The sequence below is a fragment of the Treponema sp. UBA7570 genome (assembly GCA_002477955.1).
Classification (GTDB): domain Bacteria; phylum Spirochaetota; class Spirochaetia; order Treponematales; family Treponemataceae; genus Treponema_D.
In genome coordinates this window covers 15,610-36,950 of record DLLE01000028.1, presented here as the reverse complement: position 1 = coordinate 36,950, position 21,341 = coordinate 15,610, and the positions used below count along the sequence as shown (strand labels likewise).

22 protein-coding genes, 1 tRNA gene and 1 pseudogene are annotated in these 21,341 nt (G+C 40.7%); 16 read left to right on the top strand and 8 right to left on the bottom strand.

Features of this window, described 5'->3' with window-relative positions; genetic code table 11:
• Nucleotides 1-86: 86 nt before the first annotated feature.
• Both B4N75_RS02895 and B4N75_RS02890 read right to left on the bottom strand, forming a co-directional pair.
• A complete protein-coding gene (locus B4N75_RS02895; RefSeq protein ID WP_296667328.1) occupies nt 87-779 on the bottom strand; it encodes an SDR family NAD(P)-dependent oxidoreductase in 693 nt (230 codons plus the stop codon).
• A 6-nt stretch (nt 780-785) separates the two neighbouring features.
• Nucleotides 786-1,529 carry a VUT family protein gene (locus tag B4N75_RS02890; protein WP_296019714.1) on the bottom strand — a complete coding sequence of 248 codons (744 nt, stop codon included), beginning with the start codon at nt 1,527-1,529 and terminating at the stop codon, nt 786-788.
• Between the two features lie 216 nt (nt 1,530-1,745).
• On the opposite strand from B4N75_RS02890, the gene B4N75_RS02885 reads away from it, so the two are divergent.
• The 13 genes and pseudogenes from B4N75_RS02885 to B4N75_RS02825 all read left to right on the top strand — a co-directional run bounded on the left by B4N75_RS02885 (nt 1,746) and on the right by B4N75_RS02825 (nt 10,588).
• On the top strand, nt 1,746-3,668 hold the full coding sequence (locus B4N75_RS02885) for a ribonuclease catalytic domain-containing protein (protein WP_296019712.1): 1,923 nt from the start codon (nt 1,746-1,748) through the stop codon (nt 3,666-3,668).
• A gap of 54 nt (nt 3,669-3,722) precedes the next feature.
• Entirely contained in the window at nt 3,723-5,048 is a 1,326-nt protein-coding gene (locus B4N75_RS02880) for an aspartate kinase (RefSeq protein ID WP_296019709.1), read from the top strand.
• 369 nt (nt 5,049-5,417) lie between these two features.
• On the top strand, nt 5,418-5,660 hold the full coding sequence (rpsP, locus tag B4N75_RS02875; RefSeq protein ID WP_234969880.1) for a 30S ribosomal protein S16: 243 nt from the start codon (nt 5,418-5,420) through the stop codon (nt 5,658-5,660).
• A 20-nt stretch (nt 5,661-5,680) separates the two neighbouring features.
• Nucleotides 5,681-5,914, top strand: a complete 234-nt coding sequence (locus B4N75_RS02870) for a KH domain-containing protein (protein ID WP_078930370.1) — start codon at nt 5,681-5,683, stop codon at nt 5,912-5,914.
• A gap of 3 nt (nt 5,915-5,917) precedes the next feature.
• Nucleotides 5,918-6,541, top strand: a complete 624-nt coding sequence (locus B4N75_RS02865; protein ID WP_296019700.1) for a ribosome maturation factor RimM — start codon at nt 5,918-5,920, stop codon at nt 6,539-6,541.
• A gap of 4 nt (nt 6,542-6,545) precedes the next feature.
• Nucleotides 6,546-7,340, top strand: coding sequence for a tRNA (guanosine(37)-N1)-methyltransferase TrmD (gene trmD, locus B4N75_RS02860; RefSeq protein WP_296019697.1), 795 nt, complete (start codon nt 6,546-6,548; stop codon nt 7,338-7,340).
• A gap of 2 nt (nt 7,341-7,342) precedes the next feature.
• Nucleotides 7,343-7,690 (top strand): annotated as a pseudogene (rplS, locus tag B4N75_RS02855) (50S ribosomal protein L19); the annotation flags it as partial.
• Nucleotides 7,691-7,877: 187 nt separating this feature from the next.
• Nucleotides 7,878-8,954, top strand: a complete 1,077-nt coding sequence (locus B4N75_RS02850; protein ID WP_296667323.1) for a hypothetical protein — start codon at nt 7,878-7,880, stop codon at nt 8,952-8,954.
• A complete protein-coding gene (locus B4N75_RS02845; RefSeq protein WP_296019686.1) occupies nt 8,954-9,211 on the top strand; it encodes an EscU/YscU/HrcU family type III secretion system export apparatus switch protein in 258 nt (85 codons plus the stop codon). Before B4N75_RS02850 ends, B4N75_RS02845 begins: the two co-directional genes overlap by 1 nt.
• Before the next feature lie 2 nt (nt 9,212-9,213).
• Nucleotides 9,214-9,492 (top strand): phosphohydrolase, encoded by a 279-nt coding sequence (locus B4N75_RS02840; protein ID WP_296667320.1) that lies wholly within the window; start codon nt 9,214-9,216, stop codon nt 9,490-9,492.
• 4 nt (nt 9,493-9,496) lie between these two features.
• Nucleotides 9,497-9,895 (top strand): YraN family protein, encoded by a 399-nt coding sequence (locus B4N75_RS02835; protein ID WP_296706551.1) that lies wholly within the window; start codon nt 9,497-9,499, stop codon nt 9,893-9,895.
• A complete protein-coding gene (locus B4N75_RS02830) occupies nt 9,892-10,074 on the top strand; it encodes a hypothetical protein (protein WP_296019678.1) in 183 nt (60 codons plus the stop codon). Before B4N75_RS02835 ends, B4N75_RS02830 begins: the two co-directional genes overlap by 4 nt.
• Nucleotides 10,061-10,588: a hypothetical protein gene (locus B4N75_RS02825; protein ID WP_296667317.1), complete on the top strand. Its 528-nt coding sequence runs from the start codon at nt 10,061-10,063 to the stop codon at nt 10,586-10,588. The genes B4N75_RS02830 and B4N75_RS02825 overlap by 14 nt, the downstream gene beginning before the upstream one ends.
• Here the strand turns inward: B4N75_RS02825 and B4N75_RS02820 are convergent.
• On the bottom strand, nt 10,574-11,446 hold the full coding sequence (locus B4N75_RS02820) for a TatD family hydrolase (RefSeq protein WP_296667315.1): 873 nt from the start codon (nt 11,444-11,446) through the stop codon (nt 10,574-10,576). The two genes, B4N75_RS02825 and B4N75_RS02820, sit on opposite strands and share 15 nt — an antisense overlap.
• A 272-nt stretch (nt 11,447-11,718) precedes the next feature.
• Here B4N75_RS02820 and B4N75_RS02815 point away from each other — a divergent pair.
• Nucleotides 11,719-11,806, top strand: a tRNA-Leu gene (locus tag B4N75_RS02815).
• Nucleotides 11,807-11,847: 41 nt separating this feature from the next.
• On the opposite strand, the gene B4N75_RS02810 is transcribed toward B4N75_RS02815, so the two are convergent.
• Complete coding sequence (locus B4N75_RS02810) at nt 11,848-13,449, bottom strand: glucose-6-phosphate isomerase (protein ID WP_296019669.1); 1,602 nt, start codon at nt 13,447-13,449, stop codon at nt 11,848-11,850.
• A gap of 296 nt (nt 13,450-13,745) precedes the next feature.
• On the opposite strand from B4N75_RS02810, the gene B4N75_RS02805 reads away from it, so the two are divergent.
• On the top strand, nt 13,746-14,753 hold the full coding sequence (locus B4N75_RS02805; RefSeq protein WP_296667310.1) for a helix-turn-helix transcriptional regulator: 1,008 nt from the start codon (nt 13,746-13,748) through the stop codon (nt 14,751-14,753).
• A gap of 100 nt (nt 14,754-14,853) precedes the next feature.
• On the opposite strand, the gene sufU is transcribed toward B4N75_RS02805, so the two are convergent.
• The 3 genes from sufU to B4N75_RS02790 all read right to left on the bottom strand — a co-directional run bounded on the left by sufU (nt 14,854) and on the right by B4N75_RS02790 (nt 17,852).
• The gene (sufU, locus tag B4N75_RS02800) at nt 14,854-15,336 is read right to left on the bottom strand and encodes a Fe-S cluster assembly sulfur transfer protein SufU (protein WP_273066729.1); all 483 of its coding nucleotides are present in this window, start codon (nt 15,334-15,336) and stop codon (nt 14,854-14,856) included.
• A 25-nt stretch (nt 15,337-15,361) separates the two neighbouring features.
• Nucleotides 15,362-16,531, bottom strand: coding sequence for a cation diffusion facilitator family transporter (locus B4N75_RS02795; RefSeq protein WP_296667307.1), 1,170 nt, complete (start codon nt 16,529-16,531; stop codon nt 15,362-15,364).
• 82 nt (nt 16,532-16,613) lie between these two features.
• Nucleotides 16,614-17,852, bottom strand: a complete 1,239-nt coding sequence (locus tag B4N75_RS02790) for an aminotransferase class V-fold PLP-dependent enzyme (RefSeq protein WP_296667306.1) — start codon at nt 17,850-17,852, stop codon at nt 16,614-16,616.
• Between the two features lie 137 nt (nt 17,853-17,989).
• On the opposite strand from B4N75_RS02790, the gene B4N75_RS02785 reads away from it, so the two are divergent.
• Nucleotides 17,990-18,847: a hypothetical protein gene (locus B4N75_RS02785; RefSeq protein WP_296667303.1), complete on the top strand. Its 858-nt coding sequence runs from the start codon at nt 17,990-17,992 to the stop codon at nt 18,845-18,847.
• Between the two features lie 629 nt (nt 18,848-19,476).
• Here B4N75_RS02785 and argS read toward each other — a convergent pair.
• Nucleotides 19,477-21,306: an arginine--tRNA ligase gene (gene argS / locus B4N75_RS02780; RefSeq protein ID WP_296667302.1), complete on the bottom strand. Its 1,830-nt coding sequence runs from the start codon at nt 21,304-21,306 to the stop codon at nt 19,477-19,479.
• Nucleotides 21,307-21,341: the final 35 nt, after the last annotated feature.

Here is a 21,341-nt window from a genome sequence, read left to right as displayed (position 1 = left end):
ACGGCGTTTATATAAACGGCTGATAAAAAATCCCGGTGTGAAAAACATTTTACATCGGGATTTTTTTTTGCTTACGGCTTATAATTTTACCAGACAAATAAGTCTGCGCAGTTTCGTTCTCCGCCAGAAACATCGATTGCCTGTCCTGTGCAGAATTTGTTTATTACTGTAAGAAAGTAAATCCAGTCGGCGGCTTCTTGTGCGCTTGCCCAGCGTTTTAGAGGGGTTGCGTCCATGATTTTTTGCCAAAGCTTATCGTTTTTTATGACTTTTTCGTTTAATTCTGTCAGCACGCCTCCAAAGCATACTGCGTTGCAGGTTGCGCGGTATGAATTTGCAAGGCGAATTGCACAGTTTTTCATGTAGCCGATTATTCCTGCTTTTGAAGCTGCGTACGAAGGAAATTCGTTTCCTGTAAGAGCGGAAACAGAGGCGTTGAAGAGCACTGATTTTATTTTTGGCTGAAACGCGTATTTTTGAGTTACAGCCATCGTGCCGATAAGATTTACCTGAATGTCTTTTTCTCCACCTGTCAAAGCCGGAGTTTGAATTCCTGCGTTGTTTACAAGAATTTCAACGTCAGGAATTTCCGGAAGAGAAGATGGGGCGGAAATATCTGCTGTAAAATGAGAATAATTTTCCTTATTTTTCGCATCATGGCTTTTTGAAATTGTGTCTGATTCAATATCCAATCCGATTACATTAAATCCTTCCGAAAGAAATTTTAAAGCTGCGGCCCTGCCGATTCCCCGGCTTGTTCCGGTGATTAAGACTTTCATGTTTGATTATGCCTGTTTTTTCTGATATTCAAGATATTCGTTGCCGACATTTTCCTTTTCCCACTGGCGCACTACTTTCCAGCCAAGTCCGGAAAAAACAACTTCGCACAAAAGTTCAAAAAACGCTCCTATTGCAGAGCAGACGATAACCTGAGTCCAGCTCCAGCCAAAGAAAATTTTTGAAACGGCTGTTGCAAAGATAAAATTGTCTGCAAACTGGGCAATTGCCGTTGAAATGTAGGAGCGCAGTGCAAAACTGAAAAAATTGTTTTTTTTGAGAAAAGAACCGATTGCTGTGTTTAAGAGCGCATTTATTATTGAAGAGGTGATGAAGGCAAGGGCCGAGCCCAAAACAACGTACCACGAACCGCCGAATGTTGCGTTTAATGCGCGGTTTACTTCTTGATTTTCTGTCGTATAAAACTCGCCCCACATTCCAGGCGCTTTTGAGAGAAGCGCAAAAATAAGGCAGACAGAAAGATTTACTGCAAGCGCGAGAATCGAAACTTTGATGGAAGCTTTTGCTCCCCAGCGTTTGCAGATTATGTCCATGCACAGGAACATTATCCAGCTAAAAGTAAATCCGCAGTCAAGGGCAATGTACTTGAAATTTACGAGTTCTTTGTTTGCCATTAAGTTTGCGCAGACAACCGACAGAATAAACAGTGAAACTGTAAGTGAAGGAATGTTTCGCAGGAGAATTTTAAAATCTTTTATTTCCTGCATAAGCTTTGAAGAGAGTTTTTTCATAAGAACGATGGACGCAAAAACGTCCGCCTCCATAAGAATTTTGATTTATAAAGCGCAGGAGAATTATGAGGAATCATAAACTGCGCAAAAACGACTTTATATTGTTTGCTCTAAAAAGGCAAGCCGTGTTTGCATTTTGCCATAATAGTTGCTCATAAAATTTTTGTCGATTGAAAAACCGCCCTGGATTTTGTAAAATTGCCTTAGGTGGGCTATATGCAAAAAAAATCCGTTGTAATTTATAAAAGTTTTTGTGCTCTTGTCGAAGGCGAAGAATCTTCCAAAATTTTAGTGAGCTGGTGTGTTTCTAGAGCTACTTTGTCAGGAAAAAAAGCAGTTTACGCAAGTCAGAAAGTGCGTCCGCGCGATATAATTTTGTTGAGCGAGAATCCAGCTTCTTCACTGGAAAATTGTCTTGATTTTGCAGAAAACGCTTTAAAGCCGGAGAGTCAGGTTCAGAATCAGATTGCAGAAATTTACGAGCTTTTGAGCAGCGAAAACGAAACTTCATCATCATTTATGCCCTTTTCTGAGCTTGTAGAATTGATTCGCGGAAAAATTGCCGCCGATGAAGCTTGGGGCGTCTATTGCGCTTTAAAAAGCGGATTTTATTTTGAAGAAAAAATCGATAATTCTGACATTGAATGTCAAAAAATTCTTTTTATTCCTCGTTCTGTCGAAAAAATCGAAGAATTAAAAAACAAGGCTTTTGAAAAAGAACATGCCGAAGAAATGCGTGCTGCCTTTATAACCAGATTGCGCCAGGGAAAACTTGATTTGCCTGCTGACGGAAAATATATGCAGGAAGTAGAAGCATTTGCGCTTTGCAAGACGGACAGCTGTAAAATTTTAAAAGATGCGGGAATGAAAGAAACCGTTGAACGTGCCCACGAAATTCTTTTAAAAACTGGAATTTGGGATATTACAAAAAATCCTTATCCTTTGCGCTGGGGGCTTAGCACAAAGAGCGCAAAATTGAGCCTTGGACGTCCGCCGGAAGAAGACAGGGTAAAAGTTGAGGGAACAAGTTATGCAATCGATTCTGAGTGGTCTGCAGACCCTGACGACGCGATTTGTTTTGACGGTGAATACCTTTGGGTTCATATAGCAGATCCTGCAAGCACTGTTTTGCCTGACAGCCCGATTGATATTTGTGCAAGAGGACGTGGAGCGACTTTATATATTCCTGAAGGTGCGGCTAGAATGTTGAGCGAGGACTGCCTTGAAGATTATGCGCTGGGATTAAAAGAAATAAGCCGTGCCCTGAGCTTTAAAATTAAGCTGAATGAAAATTGCGAAATTGAGGACTGCGAAATTTTGCGTACGATTGTTGATGTAAAACGCCTGTCTTACAAAAAAGCCGATGAGCTAAAAGACAGCGCGGAACTAAAACCTCTTTTTGAAATTGCCAGAAAAACAGCCGAGCGGCGCAAAAAAAACGGCGCTGTTTTTATCGAAATGCCAGAAATTCACGTTGTTGTTGAGCCAGAGACAAAAAAAGTCAGCATGGAAGAAGTTGTGCATTACGAGAGCGGAGAGGTTGTGCGCGAATGTATGATTCTTGCAGGTGAAGGAGCGGCAAAATTTGCCTTTAAAAACAATATTCCTTTTCCATTTATAAGCCAGGATGCGCCGGATATTCCTGCTGTTTTGCCGGAAGGACTTGCCGGACAATACAGGCTCAGACGTTGCATGCGCAAGCGAAATGTCGGCGTAACTCCGTCTTCTCATGCGGCGCTTGGTCTTGGAATGTACAGCCAGGTAACTTCGCCTCTTCGCCGTTACGGAGATTTAATCGGACACGAGCAGTTGCGCGCATTCATAAAAAATGAGCCTTTAATTGACAAAGATACAATGCTTATGAGAGTTGCCGCTGGAGATGCCGCGGCGAGAGCTGCAAGGCAGGCAGAAAGAAACAGCAATACACATTGGACTTTGGTTTATCTTTTGCAGAATCCTGGGTGGAGCGGAAACGCAATTTGCCTTTCTAAAGAGCAAAAACAGTCAATTTTTTTAATCGAGGAACTCGGAATGGAAACCGCAATTGCCGGTGTAGACTGTGAATTGAACGGCAAAATTACTGTAAAAGCTGAAAAAATCGACTTGCCGGCTTTGAGCGTTGTTTTTGTTAAAGTCTGACAAAAAAAATACTGTAGTTGTGCATTAGTTTTTAATTCATTATAATTTCCGAATATGATAGTAATGAAATTTGGCGGTTCAAGTGTTGCTGACGCCGAAAGAATTAAGCACGTTGCCTCTATTATTCAGGCTTATGAAAATGAACGTCCGCTTGTTATTTTGAGCGCAATGGGCGATACAACGGATCATTTGCTCGAAGCGGCCGATTTGGCTGTAAACGGAAAGGTTGACATTTCGAAGGTTGAAAAACTTCACCTCGATACTGCCAGAATTTTGGATGTTGATGTTCCTGCGATTGAAGAGCTTTTGGGCGAATTAAAAACTTTGCTCACCGGAATTAGCATGTTGCACGAGCTTTCTAAGCGTTCACGAGATTATCTTGTAAGTTTTGGCGAGAGAATGTCAGTGCGCTTGATGTCGGCATATCTCAACAAGCAAAATATTCCTGCAAAATTCTACGATGCTTGGGATGTGGGCTTTGTTTCAGATTCAAATTTTATGAATGCGGAACTATTGCCGGACGTATGGAAAAATATTCCGGAGAAACTTGCTGCTTATAAAAACGGCGAACAGAAAGAAATTCCGATTGTTACAGGTTTTATTGCAAAAGACAAAAACGGTGTGATTACAACCCTCGGCCGTGGCGGTTCTGACTTGTCTGCAACTATGCTTGGCGCTGCTCTTGGCGTTGATGAAATCCAGACTTGGAAAGATGTTGATGGAATTTTGACGACAGATCCGCGGATTGTAAAAAATGCGCGTCCTGTTCCAGAAGTTACTTATGAAGAAGCTCAGGAACTTGCGATGTTTGGGTCTCAGGTTTTGCATCCACGCTCAATGATCCCATGCCGAAAAACAGGAACTCCAGTCCGCGTAAAAAATTCATACAATATAAAGAGCGAAGGTTCTGTAATCCGTGCAAAACACAGTGGAAAGACCCCGCGCGTTCTTGCGATTACAAACGTTAAAAATGTAGATTTGATTGATATTCAGTCAAACAGCATGTTCGGCGCATGTGGATTTTTGGCCCATGTGTTCAACCAGTTTTTAAAATGGAATGTTGTTGTTGATGTGATTGCGACTTCAGAAGTTTCTGTTTCTCTTACAGTAAATGGAAATTCTAAACTTGACGGACTTGTTGAAGACTTGAAAAAAGCGGCAGATGTGACTGTAAAAAATGAAAAGGCTATCGTAACGATTATTTGCGATGCCTCTTCGTCAAGTTCGATTCTTGCGGACGCTTTTGCGGCGCTTAAAAAAGAAAATATCAACGTTCAGATGATTTCTCAAGGCGCAAGCAAGGTTAATATAAGTTTCCTTGTTGACAATTCTCAGGCAAACACAGTTGTTCAGATTTTGCACAAGGCATTGTTTGAATAGTCAAGAAGTTTAGTTTTTTATAGCTCCGGATTTGCTTGTTTCCGGGGCATTTTTTTTAGCTTTTGCTTGGCGCAAAACCCGTTTATTTACGTGTGTGCTATAAAGCTCACGACCGGGCTTTATAGCCCGGATTGGAGCCCCGGAGTTGCCGGAACGGCAATGAGCGCTAGCGAAGGGCGGAAAGCCGGTTTGTGCGGAGATGCGCTCCAAATAAAAAATATCGGTTATAAACTTGAAAATCTTTAGTATGCTATATTGATTAAATCTATACAAAAGAATAAAATATTCTGCATTCTACACTAGTGTTATTATGCTCGTGAAGAAAAAAATAGCAATTTTAGGACTTAAATAAGTCCTTTGGAGGATAAAGTGGTCAAAATCAGACTCAAGAAATTCGGTACAAAAAAGCGTCCAGCTTACCGTATCGTAGTGCAGGATTCACGCAAACCACGTGATGGCACAACAATCGAAGAGATTGGAACTTACGATCCAATCGCGGCGGGAGAACAGTTTTCTGTAAAAGAAGATCGTGCAAAGTACTGGATCAGTGTTGGCGCTCAGCCTTCAGACACTGTACGCAAACTTTTCAGCACAAAAGGCCTTAACAAATAACTGAACTGGAGTAACGGGGAATGGAAAAAGACCTGATTGAATACATTGCAAAATCATTGGTCGATGATCCCAGTGCAGTCTCGGTAACTGAAACCGAGGGTGAGCGTGGTCCTGTTTTGGAGCTTCGTGTTGCCCAGGGTGATATTGGTAAGGTGATCGGTAAATACGGCCGTATTGCAAAAGCTTTGCGTACTGTTTTAAGTGCGTCTGCTTCAAAAGACGGAAGACGTTATAGTCTTGAAATCTTGGATTAGTTAATGGCAGAACAGACTGAACAGTTTATTGTAGGATTTATCCGCGGTTCTCATGGAATTTCGGGTAATATGAAAGTAGAAAGTACTTCCGGTGAATTTGAGCATTTCTATTCAATGAAGGAGGTAACTTTAAGGAACGGTAAGACAGGAGACTCAAAACTTTGTAAGGTTGAGTCGGTTAGTGAAGGCGCCGGTACCTTGTATTTAAAACTCGTGGGAATAGACTCACCCGAAGATGTTCGTAAGCTCAGCGGATGGCAGATTGTAGTACCACGGAAATATGCCAAAAAACTCGGAAAAAACGAGTGGTATATTGAAGACCTTAAAAATTGTGCCCTTAACTTTTATCCTGAACAGGGCGATGACGGATTGGCAGTTTGGACTGCGCCTGCTGTGGGTAAACCTGTAACAGTGGGAACAATCACAGACGTAATTGAAGGCGGTTCTGGAAATCTCCTTGAGATTTTACTGGCCGAGAACTGTGACTTGCTTGTTCAAAACGTCAAATATCTTGCAGACGGGAAAACAGTGAAAACGGTTTACGTTCCATTTAATCCTAAGTTCGTAAGAAATATTGACATAAAAAACAAGTGTATCCAGTTGATGCACCTCTGGATTCTGGAGTAATTCCATGAAATTTACTGTGCTGACCTTGTTTCCTGAGATTCCGCGCGCATTTTTTGAAGCCTCAATCATGGCGAAGGCGGTTGAAAAGGGAATTATTGCTTACGATTTAGTGAATATCAGGGATTTTGCCTTTGATAGACACAAGACTTGTGATGACAAACCGTATGGAGGCGGAGCCGGTCAGTTGATGATGGCGGAACCTCTCGGGCGCGCATTGGACAGCGTTAAAGCTTACAAAAAGCATGTAATATATGTTACACCTTCTGGTAAGCCGTTTACTCAGTCAAAGGCGCAGGAACTTAGTCAGAAGGACGAAATTGTCCTTATATGCGGAAGATACGAAGGTATTGACCAGCGTATAATTGATGAGTACGTAGATGACGAAATTTCCATTGGAGATTACGTTATGTCCAGCGGAGAAGTAGCCGCAACCGTTGTAATCGATGCTGTTTATCGGCTGGTTGATGATGTTATTACTCACGAATCACTGGAAGAGGAAAGTTATTCTGGCGGACTTTTGGAATATCCGCAGTATACTCACCCGAAAGTATACAGGGGAATGGAAGTTCCGGATGTTTTAACCGGTGGCAACCATGAATTGATCCGAAAGTGGCGGCTGAAAAAGCAACTTCAAAAAACGCTTGCAAACAGACCGGACTTAATCGTTCAGGCAAGGTTGAGAGGGCAGCTTACTTCAGAAGCTGAAAAAATGATTGAGGAACTGACTGACATGCACTTTCAAAAGCATGAAAGCAGAAAACGCCGTGGCAGAAAAGCTGCGGATAAATCAGGAGTATAACAATGGATCTTATTAAGACTATTGAAGAGCAGCAGAAAAAAGAGAACGCTTTGCTTTACAAAGTAGGTGATACTGTAGTTGTTCACTTTGAAATTATCGAAGGCAAAGTAAAACGTATTCAGAAATATGAAGGCGTTGTAATTTGCATTAAGGGTTCTGGAGTTCGCAAGACATTTACAGTTCGCAAGACTTCTTACGGCGTAGGTGTTGAACGTGTATTCCCTGTATACAGCCCACGTGTAATCAAAGTAGAAATCTTGAAGACTGGTAAAGTTCGTCAGTCTAAAATTTACTACCTCCGCGGCAAGGTTGGTAAGGGTGCAAGAATTAAGGAGCTTCTTGGACCAAAAGCAAACGCTCGTATTGCTGCATCACGTGCTGCAAACAAAGCTGCTGACATTGCAGAAGCATCAATCAATGCAGACGCAAAAGCTGCTGAGGCAAAGGCTGCTGAAGCTGCTGCAAAAGCAAAAAAGAAGTAATTTAAATCTGTCTTAAGTTTTTTTAGCCCGGTTCATAAAAGTTCCGGGTTTTTTTATGTATTCATCAGTTCAAGTTGTAAGCGGCAATAATGGTTTTTCTCAAAAAAATATATCTTCATCTTTGCATGACGGAAGTGTTGTTAAGGCCCGTGTAATTTCTAAAGAAAAATCTGGTTTTTATGCGGTGAGCTTTGCAGGACATAAGTTTCGTGTTCAATCACAAAAATCACTTTTGCCCGGACAGGTTTTTAAAGCGCAGATTTTTGTAAAAGATGGAAAAGTTTTTCTAAAAGAAGTTTTGGAAAGCGCAAAAAACAGCGGACTTGAAACTTTTAACCTAAAAAATTTTGATTCTTCCAATCCAGATTTAAAAAACATGCTTATAACGCTTGGACTTCCTGTAATTCCTGAAAGCTTGCGGCTGATTCAGTTTGCGCTCGAAATGGGAATTAAAATTGAGCCTTCAAAGCTAAAAAATTCTCTATTGCGCGGACAAAAAAACGAAAAAAAAGATATTCAAAAATCGCAGGTTGCGCTTTTGCTCGGAGAAAAAGGCCTCTCACCGACAGATTTTGCAGTTGAAGCGGTTACAAGAAATTTTTACGATGAAGAAAATTCAGGAAAAAAGAATAGAGAGAATGACGAAAATTCTTTTTTTGAAAAAAAATCCGGCGAAGAAAAAATAAATTCGGACGACATAAAAGAATATTTTGAAACTGTTTTTGAAAGTGCCCGGAAAAATGAATGCGGACCGCTTTCTTTATTCAATTCTCTAAAACCCAAAAACAGCGCTGAAAGCCATTGGATTGTTCTGCCGTTTGAATGGAGTTTTAACGGTTATTTTGGAGTAATTAGAGTTTTGCTTTCCGATGATAAAAAATGCATTAAGAAATTGCTAATAAATTGTAAAAATTCACAGAAATCCTATTCGTTTGTGTTATATTTAATGGAGAACAAAGTAAATGCAATAAAATTTGCATTAAAGAATGCTTCTGACAGTGTTTTGCAATTTATGAATGAAAAGTTAAAAACTTTTTTTCCCTTTAGTTCTATAGAATCGGCAGATTTTGAAGAGCTTGAAGGTTTTGCGGCAGAAAATACGGAGCTTGGTATTTTTGATGGAGAAGCGTGATGGAAAAAAAACAAAAAGCCGTCTGCCTAAAATATCCAGAAAATGCCGTTGCACCGTTCATTGCTGCAAGCGGACAAGGTTTTGCAGCAGAAAAAATGCTTGAAATTGCCCGGCAAAACAAAATTCCTGTTGTAGAAAATGAAAACCTTGTAAATGTGCTTTCTGTAGAAAATGTTGGACAGATAATTCCAGAAAGCCTGTACGAAGCGATTGCAAATATTTTTGCTTTTATTTCATCGGCAGAAAGGAAGTTGTAATTATGGCAGCAATGAGTTCCGCTCTAGACAAAAATTATTTGAAAATTTCTTGTTCTGAAATCCAGTTGGGCGTGCGTTTTTCTGCGCCTGTTTTTTTTGACGATGGAAAGAATATGTTTTTGGCAGAACGAAAAACCGCAAAACAGTACCATATCGATGCTCTAAAACGCTGGAAAATTCCATATCTTTTGTCTTTTGGCCACAAAATTGACAGCGAAAATTTAACCCTGGACGAAAATTTTGATGATGTTGCGGAAGTTGAAGAATTAGAGGAAATTTAGCGGTTTGACAAGACTCTCAGATTCTATTTTTTTTGTACATCCCTCAAAACGCAGCGTTGGAAATGACGGAGAAAACAGGGCCGTGCTGTTTTTGGAATCAAGAGGTTATAAGATTATTGCCCGTAATTGGCGGACAAGATTCGGAGAAATTGATATAATAGCACAAAAATCAGACTTGCTCGTTTTTGCAGAAGTAAAAACCTTGCCAAGCGGCGGACTTGAAACGCTAGCGCATGAATTAAATCTGAGAAAGCAAAAAAGAATAATCGAAACTTCTAAATTCTTTCTTGCAAAACATCGACAATATAATAACAGCAAAATTCGTTTTGACGTTCTGGCAATTGATGTGCCGGAGTTGGAACCTGTTTATCATATCGAAGATGCTTTCTCGGAGCTTGTATGACTGCAATTTCAAAATCTGTAAATAACCAGTTTTCTGACCGTGTGTTGGAGTTGAGGCGGAAAATTCATGATTCAGAATACGTGGATTTTGCCGTGCAGCGCATTGCACAGGTTTTGAGCCGAAAATTGGTGGAAGACAGCGAGACTGTATACGACGGGAGAAAACATGGTACGAGATAATCATCGCCGTGGTAAAAATCGCGGAAACTGGAGTTCAAGAAGTTCTTCCTCTTATGGAGAAAAATCTAATTCAACTAATTACCAGAACGGTTCAAATTCTTTTAATAAAAATTCAAAACAAGAAAAAAATCGTCCTTCTTTTGCGCAAAGAGCTGTAACGAGCGCAGAAATTCAAAAGCAGGCTGAAGCAATCAGGGCTTTTAAGACAGCTGTGGTAAAATGCGCAATCTGTGGCGAGCAGATAAACGATATAGCAAGCGCAATAAATAACCGTGGAGATGGAAAGCCCGTTCACTTTGACTGCGTGTTAAAACAGCTTTCTGAGCAGGAAAAACCTGGACCGAACGAAAAAGTAACTTACATTGGAAACGGAAAATTTGCGGTTCTTCATTTTGACAATGTTCACGACATGCGCCATTTTTCAATAGTTAAAGAAATTGAATGGGAAGCGCGGGACAGCGAACGCGGAGAATGGAGGGACACAATGTCTTCCCTTTACTCACAGGTTAAATAAAATTTTTATGTTTTTGTCCACAAGTCCGCTCAATTGCTGCGGACTTGTTTTTCTTGCATTTGCAACAAAATTATAGCAATGCTCGATTAAGACAGGAGTATTTGTCTGCCCTCTGAACGGAACTGGCGCCAAATAAGGGGCATCTGTTTCCATTAAAATGCGGTCGTCAGGAACGTAGCGGAGCAAGGCGAGCATTTCTTCCATTTTTGATTTTTTAGTGTAAGTTGTTCCGCCTCCAAAAGCCAGATACCAGCCTTCATCCAAGAATTTTCTTGCTTCTTCCAGTCCGTAGCTGTAGCAGTGAATAATTCCGTTGTGAAAATCCATATTTTTGAGGCAGCCGATTGTGCCTTCAAAAGCGTCGCGGCTGTGCACAATCAACGGAAGCTCCATTTTTTTTGCAAGCTCAATCTGCATCTGAAAAAGTTCCAGCTCTCCGTTGAATGTTTTTTTGTCAAAATCTTCTTCGCACCGGCCGTCAGCTCCCGAAGGATTCCAGTGGTGGTCAAGACCGCATTCTCCGATTGCAATAATTTTTTTAGGAGTGTTTTTGTTAAATAGTCTGATATTTTCCTCAAGCCGGGCAATGTCTTCGTCTCTGTTTTTGATTGCGCCGACATCAGGCCAGATTCCTGCCGAAAACTGAATAAATTTTTCTGTTTTTTTCTTGAGTTCGTCCGAAAGTCCAGAAATCGCGCTGGCAATTGCATTCTTTCGCGGAAAAAGGTCGTCCGCCTTGGTGCCAATATCCAGACCAAAAAAAGTGTCGCGCTCAGCCAAAGCCTTGAGAATTGCCTGGCCGTCAAGATTGCGTTCTTCTGTAAGATGATGAAAATGAAAATGAGTATCGCTGAACATAGCTCGATTTTATCAAAATTCGCAGCGTTGTAAAATAGAGCGCAAATTTTTAATCTAGGGGCATTTTGCTTTGCAAAACCGGCATGTTCCGCACTTGCGCTTTCGCTCCAGCCGCTTCCTTCACTCCATTTTATTCCGTTCAGTCCAGTGGCCGCCTCCGGCGGTGCTCCATATGCCTTGCCTTGAAAAAATCCTAAAATCTAAAAACCGACTTGAAAAATTATCTTGTATTTGCTACACTAATTAAGTTATTTTTCTCTATGAAAGATAATGCCGAGATGGTGGAATAGGTAGACACAAGGGACTTAAAATCCCTCGGCAAGTCAAACGGCCGTGCCGGTTCGATTCCGGTTCTCGGCAAAAAAGGCTTCTGCATTGCAGAAGCCTTTTTTGTTTTTAGACTACAAGTCTAGCAGTTGTGCGTATGCTTTTAGAGCGCCGTCAGTCTCTTTTGCAAGCACTTTTTTTGCAAGTTTTTTTCCGAGTTGTACGCCTTCCTGGTCAAAACTGTTTATATTCCATACAAATCCCTGGAACATTACTTTGTTTTCGTAGTGGGCGAGAAGCGCTCCAAGCGTTTTTGGGTTGAGCGCTGGGCCGTAAATGAGGCTTGAAGGTCTTCCTCCTGCAAATGCCTTGTTTGGATCTGCGTCAGTTTTTCCGCAGGCAAATGCCATTATCTGTGCAGTTACGTTTGCATCTAGTTTTTGCTGGCTTGTTGAGCCTTCGATTGTCACGTCAACCTTTGTCTGGTTGTTTTTGAACGCAATAAACTGGAGAGGAACTATATTTGTTCCCTGGTGTAAAAGCTGGTAGAAAGAATGCTGTCCGTTTGTTCCTGGTTCACCAAAAATTACAGGACCGGTTACATAGTCAATTTTTTGACCAAAGCGATTTACAGATTTTCCGTTTGATTCCATATCGAGCTGCTGCAAGTGCGCAGGAAAACGGCTCAGGGCCTGGCTGTACGGAAGAACCGCTGTTGACGGATATTCCTGGACATTGCGCTCATAAATGCCAATCAAGGCGTCTAGCAAAGCAGGATTTTCCTGAATTTTTGGGTTTGTAGCAAGCTTGTCTTCTTCGGCGGCTCCTTCCAAAAAGTCTGCAAATACATTTGCTCCGAATGCAAGGGAAAGAACTGCTCCTCCGACAGCAGAAGTGGAAGAATAGCGTCCTCCGATATAGTCGTCCATGTAAAAGGCTTCGAGATAGTCCGGATTGTGGGCTAAAGGCGAAGTTTCGCTGGTGACTGCAATCATGTGCAGGGCTGGATTTAAGCCTGCTTTTTTGAGCGCGTCTTTTACAAAGGCTTCGTTTGTAAGTGTCTCGAGGGTTGTTCCAGATTTTGAAACGAGAATAAAAATTGAGCGCGAAATGTCTGTCGAATTTAAAACTGCCGAGGCATCGTCAGGATCAACATTTGAAATGAACTTTGCTTCCATTTTGAAAGAATTATTTGCTTTTGCCCAGTTCTCGAGAGCAAGATACATTGCTCTTGGACCTAAATCGCTGCCGCCGATGCCGATTTGAACGACTGTTGTAAAGTTTTCGCCTTTTTCGTTTGTGAGCTTTCCAGAATGAACTTTTTCTGCAAAATCTGCAATTTTTTTCTGTTCAGTTTTGTAAAATTCGCGTTTGTCTGTTCCGTCGGCAATAACCTTGTCTCCGAGCTGTCCGCGGGTAAGGTGATGCAGAACAAGACGTTTTTCTCCTGTGTTTACGACTTCGCCGTTGTAAAGCGCTTCAAATTTTTGAGTGAGCTGCGCTTCGTCTGAAAGTTCAGCGAGAACTTTTAAGATTTTTTCGTCAACCTGCTTTGCTGCGTAGTTGAAAGCAAGGCCTGCGCCCATTTTTACGGAAAAATCTTTAACGCGTTTTTGAGCTTCTGGCGAAGAAAGCTCCTTCGCAATGTTTACCGCGCCTTTTAAGGACTGAAGCTTTTTAAATGATTCGAGGGAAGAAAGGTTTTCCCAGTTTATGTTTTTTCCTGAAACCGACATAGTTTTTATTTTAGTTCTCCTATAAAAAGTCAAGATTAAAACTTCAGTTTTAGAATTGACTTTTTTAAGTTGTTTCGCAACGAAGTGAGAAACAATAGATGATAAGAAAGTTTGCAACGCAAACTTGCAATACCTGTTTTTATAAAACAGATTTAATTTATTATAGCACAAAAACTATTGGCAGGGAAAATGTTTTTGCTTACGGAAAAATTACCCCGGATATTAGGGGCGGCTGTGCCGTTGCCGCAAGGCAATGAGCGCCTAGCGAACCCCGGTTAGCCGGCCGTGACGGAAGAATGCGGTACGGTTTTTATTCAAAAAAATGTGGTATAATCTTGTTTATGAGCCAGACCGAAAGAATCCTTTTTATTGACCGAAAACTGCGTTCGTGCGGAAATTTTACAGTTAAGGATGTTGCCGATTATTTTGAAGTTAGCGAGCGGCAGGTTAAGCGTGATATTGAATATATGCGCGACCGTTTTGAAGCTCCGATCGAATGGAATTTTAAAGAAAAAAAATACATTTATGCCGGCAGCTTTGAAAGACTAAAATTTGCAGACCAGCATTTGATTTTGGCATATCTTTCGATGCAGTCAATGCTCAAAAATGCAAATTATTTTCCGGCTGTGAGCAGCGAGCTTTTGCAGAATTTGAAGAGCCAGATTCCAAAGGATTATCTGAAGGTTTGCGGGCGGATTTTGTACGAAATTCCGGCGGCGGAAAGTCTGGAGCCTGAAATTTTTACCGGAATTTGCGGCGCAATGCGGGATTTGCTCTGCCTTGAGCTTGTTTACACAAATACGAAAAATGAGCTTTCTGAGCGGATTTTTGAACCGTGCAACCTTATAAATTACGGCGGAAACTGGTATGTCGTCGGTTTTGACTATTTGAGAAATGAAATCCGCACTTTTAACGTTGCTAGAATAAAAAAACTTTCGTTGACAAAAAAGCCTTTCGAAGAGCACGGAAACGATTTTGAGCAAAAACTTAAAAATTATATCGAAAACGGTTTTGGAATTTTTCTTGGCGAGAAGACAGAAAATGTAAAAATCAGGTTTTATGGAAAAGCGGTTCAGATTGTAAAGACTCAAAAATGGCATCCGAAGCAGGTTATGACGGAAAATTTTGGCGGAGAAGGCGGAGAAAAAGATTTTTTAGAATTGAATTTTCCTGCCGCCGATATGACGGAAGTTTTGTCTAAAATCTTGAGTTTTGGGAAGAATGCGGTTCCGCTTGAACCTCAGAAGCTGGTTGATTTGTGGAAAGCGGAAATCAGAAAATTGCGCGAAATCGCCGGGGTTTGACGGAAAAATTCCTGTTTTAGCGGAAAAGTTCTTTTTTGTGTGAAAAACTGCAATTTGACCAGAAAAAAATTGCCGGCTGGCTTGGGCTGAAAGTTTTGTTTTATGCCGGGCAGCTTTCGTGGCTTTGGCTTGCAGTTTTTTGAATTTCCTGAGTTTTTGCCGGAGTGGAAATCATTTCGTGGAGGGTTCGCCAGCCGAGCTCTGCGCATTTTACGCGGCTTGGCATGTGCGAAATGTCTTCGAGAGAAGCCGCTTCGTCGAGCTGTTCAATCTGTTCTTCGGATGCCGTTCCGTGAATCATTCCTGTAAAAATATCGTAGAGTTTTTGCGCTTCTTCTGTGGTTTTTCCGATTACAAGGTCTAGCATCATGTCTACGCTTGCCTGGCTGATTGCGCAGCCCGAACCTGTGTATGAGCCGTCGGTGATTATTCCGTCTTTTGTTTTTAGATAGAGCACAATGTTGTCGCCGCAGCTTGGGTTTACACCGTGCAGTTCAAGGGTGGCTCCGTCCATCTGCGTTTTGTGGGCTGGATTTACGTTATGGTCGTTTAATATTTCTCTATAAAGTTCTTTTGTATTCATTTTTTACATTATAAAGAATTATGAATTATTGTACAAACGGCGAATCGACAGTTATTACGCAATTGATGTCGCTGTAACTGTCTTTTATAAGTTTTGAAACTTTTGATTTTAGAGCTTTGTCCGAAAGCGGGCAGTCGAACGGCTTTACAACGTCAAAAATAAGGTTTGTATGCTTAGAGCCCGGAACGAGCCTTACATCGTGAAATTTTAGGTCGTCGTCGATTTTTGGCAGTTCGTTGAGCATAAAGAGTTTTATCTGGTTCAGCCTTTCATTTTTTACATCGATTGGATCCATGTGGATTACGGCGACACATTTGAATTTTTTTGAAAGTGCGATTTCTGTCTCGTCGATGACTTCGTGGAGCTCAAAAATATCCCTGTCGCCAGGAACTTCCGCATGAAGGCTCAGAAGAAGACGTCCAGGCCCGTAGTCGTGGACAATCAGATCGTGCATTCCGCATATTGGCTTATGGCGCAAAACTTCGGCCTGAACCTGCATTACAAATTCTTTTGTCGGCGCTTTTCCCAAAAGAGGGGCAATCGTTTCTTTCGCGCTTTCCCAGCCTGTGCGTAAAATAAAAGCTGCCACTAGAATTCCTGCAAGGCCGTCGACAGGAAAACTTACAAATTTTCCGGCGATTGTCGCAATTATAACTGTAAAAGTTGAAATACAGTCGCTTAAGCTGTCTTTTGCCACTGCTTCGAGCGCAACCGAATTGATTTTTTTTGCGGTGATATGGTTGTAAAAATACATGTAGCATTTTACGGCGATTGCAGCGAGCATTACCGCAATTGAAAAAAATCCAGAAGAAAGTTCCGGCGGATTAAATAGAGAGAGAACTGAAGATTTTAAAAGCTCAACTCCCATGAGCAAAATCAAAAAACTGATTATAAGGCCGGAAATGTATTCAAGTCTTCCGTGTCCAAAAGGGTGAGACTGGTCTGGTTCCTTTGAGGAAAGTTTAAATCCAAAAAGTTGAATTATTGAGCTTGCGGCGTCTGACAGGTTGTTGAAGGCGTCTGCCGTGATTGCGACGCTTTTGGAAACTAAGCCCGCTATAAATTTTGACGCAAAAAGAAGAATATTAAAAAAAATTCCTGCGAATGCGCACAAAGTTCCATAGGCAAGCCGGACTTTTGAGTCGCAGTAATTTTTGTGATTTTTTATGAAAAGTTTTGCAAGCAGTGTAATCATACCAAAAATTATAGCGTTTTTGTTTTAGAGAGAGAAAGGTAATCTTTGTAAGCAAAAAACAACGTTTTTTAGATTTTTACAATCAGTCTTTGTATCCTGACCATTCCCGCAGTTTTGCAACTTTTGACAGGAAAAAGTCGATTTCTTCTTCTGTGTTGTAAAAGTACAAAGAAGCCCTTGCTGTTGCCGGAACTCCAAGATAAGCTCCCAGCGGCTGCGCGCAATGGTGCCCTGCCCGGATTGCAATTTTTTCGTCAGAAAGAAGGGTAGCAATGTCGTGAGGATGAACTCCATCCACCGTAAAAGTTACAATTCCGCAGCGTTTGTTTCCGTCTTTGTTTCCAACGATAGAAACGTGAGGAATTTTCTTTAGGCCTTCAATAAGTTTTACCGCAAGAATATTGTCATGCCTTGAAATATTTTCAATTCCGACAGACTGAATGTATTTTACTGCCGCTGCAAAACCTGCCGCATCGCCTGCGCTTACAGTTCCTGCCTCAAATTTGTGCGGAACTTCTGCCCAGGTCGCTTCTGTTTCCGTAACATATTCAATCATTTCTCCGCCACGCAAAAATGGAGGCATGCTTTCCAAAAGGTTGATTTTTCCGTAAAGCGCGCCGATTCCCATTGGACCGCAGAGCTTGTGCGAGCTCATCGCGAAAAAATCGGCATCGAGAGCCTGAACGTCAACTTTTATGTGAGGAGAAGACTGGGCTCCGTCAACAACGATTACAGCGCCGTTTTTGTGCGCAATTTCCGCGATTTTTTTAATTGGATTTGTAGTTCCCAAAACGTTAGAAACCTGAGTAATTGCGACAATTTTTGTTTTTGGAGTGATTTTTGCAAATTCGCTTTCTGGAATTTCGCCGCTTTCCTTGTCGACATACATAAATTTCAGAGCAGCGCCTTTTTGCGAACATACAAGCTGCCATGGCAAAATATTCGAGTGGTGCTCCATAATCGAAACGACGATTTCATCTCCAGCATGAACATTTTGCATTCCATAAGTGTAGGCAACCAAATTCAAGCTTTCAGACGAATTTCGTGTAAAAATAATTTCTCTTGCTTCTTTTGCGTTGATAAAATTTGCAACTGTTGAACGGGCATCCTCGTAAATTTTAGTAGCGCGTTCGCTCAAGTCGTAAATTCCACGCAGAGGATTGGCATTGTTTTGAGCGTAAAAAGAATTCATAGCCTCAAGAACGCAAAAAGGACGCTGCGCAGTTGCTGCCGTGTCAAAATAAATAAGCGAGCCGTTCAAAGCCGAGCTTTTTTCATCTATTGATTTAAATAACGGAAAATCTTTTCTAAAGTCATTCATAATTAAAGCCAATTATAGTAATTTTTCCATTTTTTGAAAACACTGCGAGTTTTCAAAGCACTGTACAAAATCGGGGGGGGGTGTACAATTCTATAATATTTTTTTTGTATCAGTTCATTGAACTAAGGGAGATTATTATGAAAAAAAAGTTAATATTGCTATTAATTTGTATTTTACCATGTTTGTTTTTGTCATGCGCTACAGCAATAACTGTTGGTAAAACTATTCCTAAATATGAAATAACTTCATCTTATGAAAATCCAAAAATGGATTTTATAGGGTTTAAAATTGATAACAATATTTTATCAACATCTTCAAGTACAAAAGTTTCTCCAGGATTTTGGTCCCCTAATGTAGACACTGTTACATCAGAATTTGATCAGGCAAAAGCAATTGTAAATACTAAAAGTTTACGACAACTTGGATATAATCTTGAAACTTCAGGGATTGCAAATAATAAAGCTGATTCATATTTCGGTATTTATTCATTACAAGAAATGGAGTTATATAAAAGCGATAGTAGATATGCTACATTTGTTGAAGTTGTAGAAAATAAATTGGATTATAAAGATAATAAAGGAGCTGGTGTTATAATGGGAGCTCTTGGAGGCGGGTTTGTTGCTGGAGGATTGCCTATGCTTGTTTTAGGAGAGACTTATAAGAATGATAAATATGCACAAGATTTAGCTGAAAGTTATTCTGTAGCAGGAGGAATTTTTACCGCGGTAGGTATACCATTTATTATAGCTGCATTAATACCAACAAAAACAAAAATAAATTTTACAGGAATGTATAATATCTATCTCTATGATACACAAACAAAATCTCTTATAAGAAAAGAAGTGGTGAGTGTAAATTGTTCTGAAAATTTTAAAGGTTCGTATACGTATGATGATTCTAGCAAAGAAATAGTAAGAGATTACATTTCACAAAATATATATAATTCACTTTTACAAAAGTATGATGAACTAAATACTTGGTTGAAAAATAGATAGCCTAAATTTCGAGTTTTATAATTTAATGTCATTATTGGGCTTGACCCAATAATGACATTAAAAATTTCCAACAGATTCCTGTGTCGTAGCATGGGAATAATGACGCTTAAATTACTGTTCTTATCAAAACTCGACATTTTGGGCTAATAAAAATCTCCGTTCATTTGCTGGAATTTGTTCTGTGCTAATCTTTTCTTTATCTCAATGATATTGATTGCAACATCTCCGTGTTAATTACTGCTGATTAGGCTAATCAGTAATGTAATGATAAAGCTAATCATCTATGCGCTGATAAAACTGGTAAGCGGTGTGCTGATTAACATATCACTAATATACTGATTAGTTAGTCAGCGCTGTAATGATAAACTAATCAGTGTTGTGCTGATTAGCTTGTCATCTGTACAATGATAAATTTGAAAAATCCGGCAATAAAAACCAAAGAATTGTTGAATTTTAAAAGATTCAATTTCGAGTTTAAAATTTTATTTTCATTGTTATGAGCGTGATTCAAAAAAAAACTCCGAGCCAGTTTTAATGGCACGGAGTTTTTTTGTGTTTATTTTGTTCTTGCTGTCTTATGGCTGTCTTTTGTTGAAGAGTTGCCAGTTTTTAGAACAGCCCGAAATATTTTACATTTTAGCAAGATACGGCACTAGGACAAGGCTCATTGCTTCTTTTAAAACCTGTAAGGTCGCCTTTGCGAGCGTGAGACGCGCTTTTTTTGTGTTTTCATCTTCTGCCGAAAGAATCGGACAGTTCTGGTAGAATTTTGCAAAGAGCTTTGAAATATCGTAAAGATATGCCGCGACTACAGACGGATCCTTGTTTGCGGCTGCCTTTGCAATTACCTGGGGATATTCACCAAGGCGTTTTGAAAGATCCCATTCTTCCGTAGCCTTTAAGAATACCGCGGCGTCTTTTGCTTCGAGCGGAGCGATTCCGTCGTTTTCTGCTTTTCTTAAAATCGAGGCAATGCGCGCTCCCATGTACTGCAAATAAGGGCCTGTGTTTCCGTTAAAGCTCAAGCTTTCTTCAGGATTAAAAATCATGTCTTTTACAGGACTTACCTGAATCAAATAATAGTGAAGGGCGGCAAGCGCGACTTTTTCTGCCACGTCGTCCGCATCGCCGACATCATCTTCCCGGCCGCGCTCCTTAATTGCTTTGAGGGCATCTGCGTGCAGCGAGTCGATAAGGTCGTCTGCATCGACAACTGTTCCTTCGCGGCTCTTCATTCTTCCGTTTGGCAAATTTACAAGACCGTAGCTCAAGTGGTAGAGCTTGTCTGCCCATTCAAAGCCTAGCTTTTTAAGAATATAGAATAAAACCTTAAAGTGGAAAATCTGTTCAGAAGCAACAACGTAAATCAGCTGGTTGAACGGCCAGTCGCTGTGTCTGCTGATTGCAGTTCCAATATCCTGTGTTATGTAAACAGAAGTTCCGTCTTTTCTTAAGAGAACTTTTTCGTGGTCTTCTCCGTCTTTTCCTTTTCCGACAGCTTCGGTCACATCAACTCTTACAGAACCATCTTCCGCCTTAAAGAAAATGCCTTTTTCGAGGCCTTTTGCAATTTCGTCCTTGCCCTTAAGGTATGTTTCGCTTTCAAAATAGAATTTATCAAAGCTGACGCCTGTTCTTTTATAGGTTTCGTTTACTCCGTTAAAAGTCCAGTCGTTCATTGTCTTCCAGAGCGCGCGTATTTCTGGATCGCCGGCTTCCCATTTTACGAGCATTTCTTCTGCCTGCTGCTGTGCCTGTGGATGCGCTGTTTCCGGCTTGTCTTTTTCGCCTTTTAAGTATTTTTCAAATTCAACATAGCACTGGCCGACAAAATGGTCGCCCTTCATTCCAAGAGTTTCTGGAGTGTCGCCGTTTTTTTCGTGGAAAAGCTTGTATGCGAGCATTGACTTGCAGATGTGAATTCCGCGGTTATTTATAATATTTACCTTGTAAACTTCGGCGCCTGCTTTTTTTAAGATTCTGCTTACAGATTCGCCGAGAGCATCGTTTCTCATGTGTCCGAGATGCAAAGGTTTGTTAGTGTTTGGAGAAGAGAACTCCACCATTATTTTTTCGCCTTCCAGAAGCGGTTTTCCGTTTTCTCCAAGAGAGCCGTAAGAATCTTTTTCATCTTCAATTTTTGAAAGGATTGAAGCGATGGCTTTTTCTTTGTCGAGTTTTACATTTACGTAAGGACCGACATTTAAAACTGTTCCAAAAGAAGACGCTTTTTCGCCGATTTTCTGAACAACTTCCTGTGCGATTGCTGGAGGCGCCATGCGCAGTGATTTTGCAAAGACAAACATTGGAGAGCCTAAATCTCCCATTTTTGGATCCGGAGAATCCTGAACAACGACTGTTTCTTCGTTTACTGCCGGTGTTTCAGGCATTTTTTCCTTGATAATTTCATTTATTGCATCTGCAATTAAAGTTCTGAAAATTGATTTTGGATCAGACATTAAAATTTGCTCCTGTGCGGTTTTAGATGTTCCCT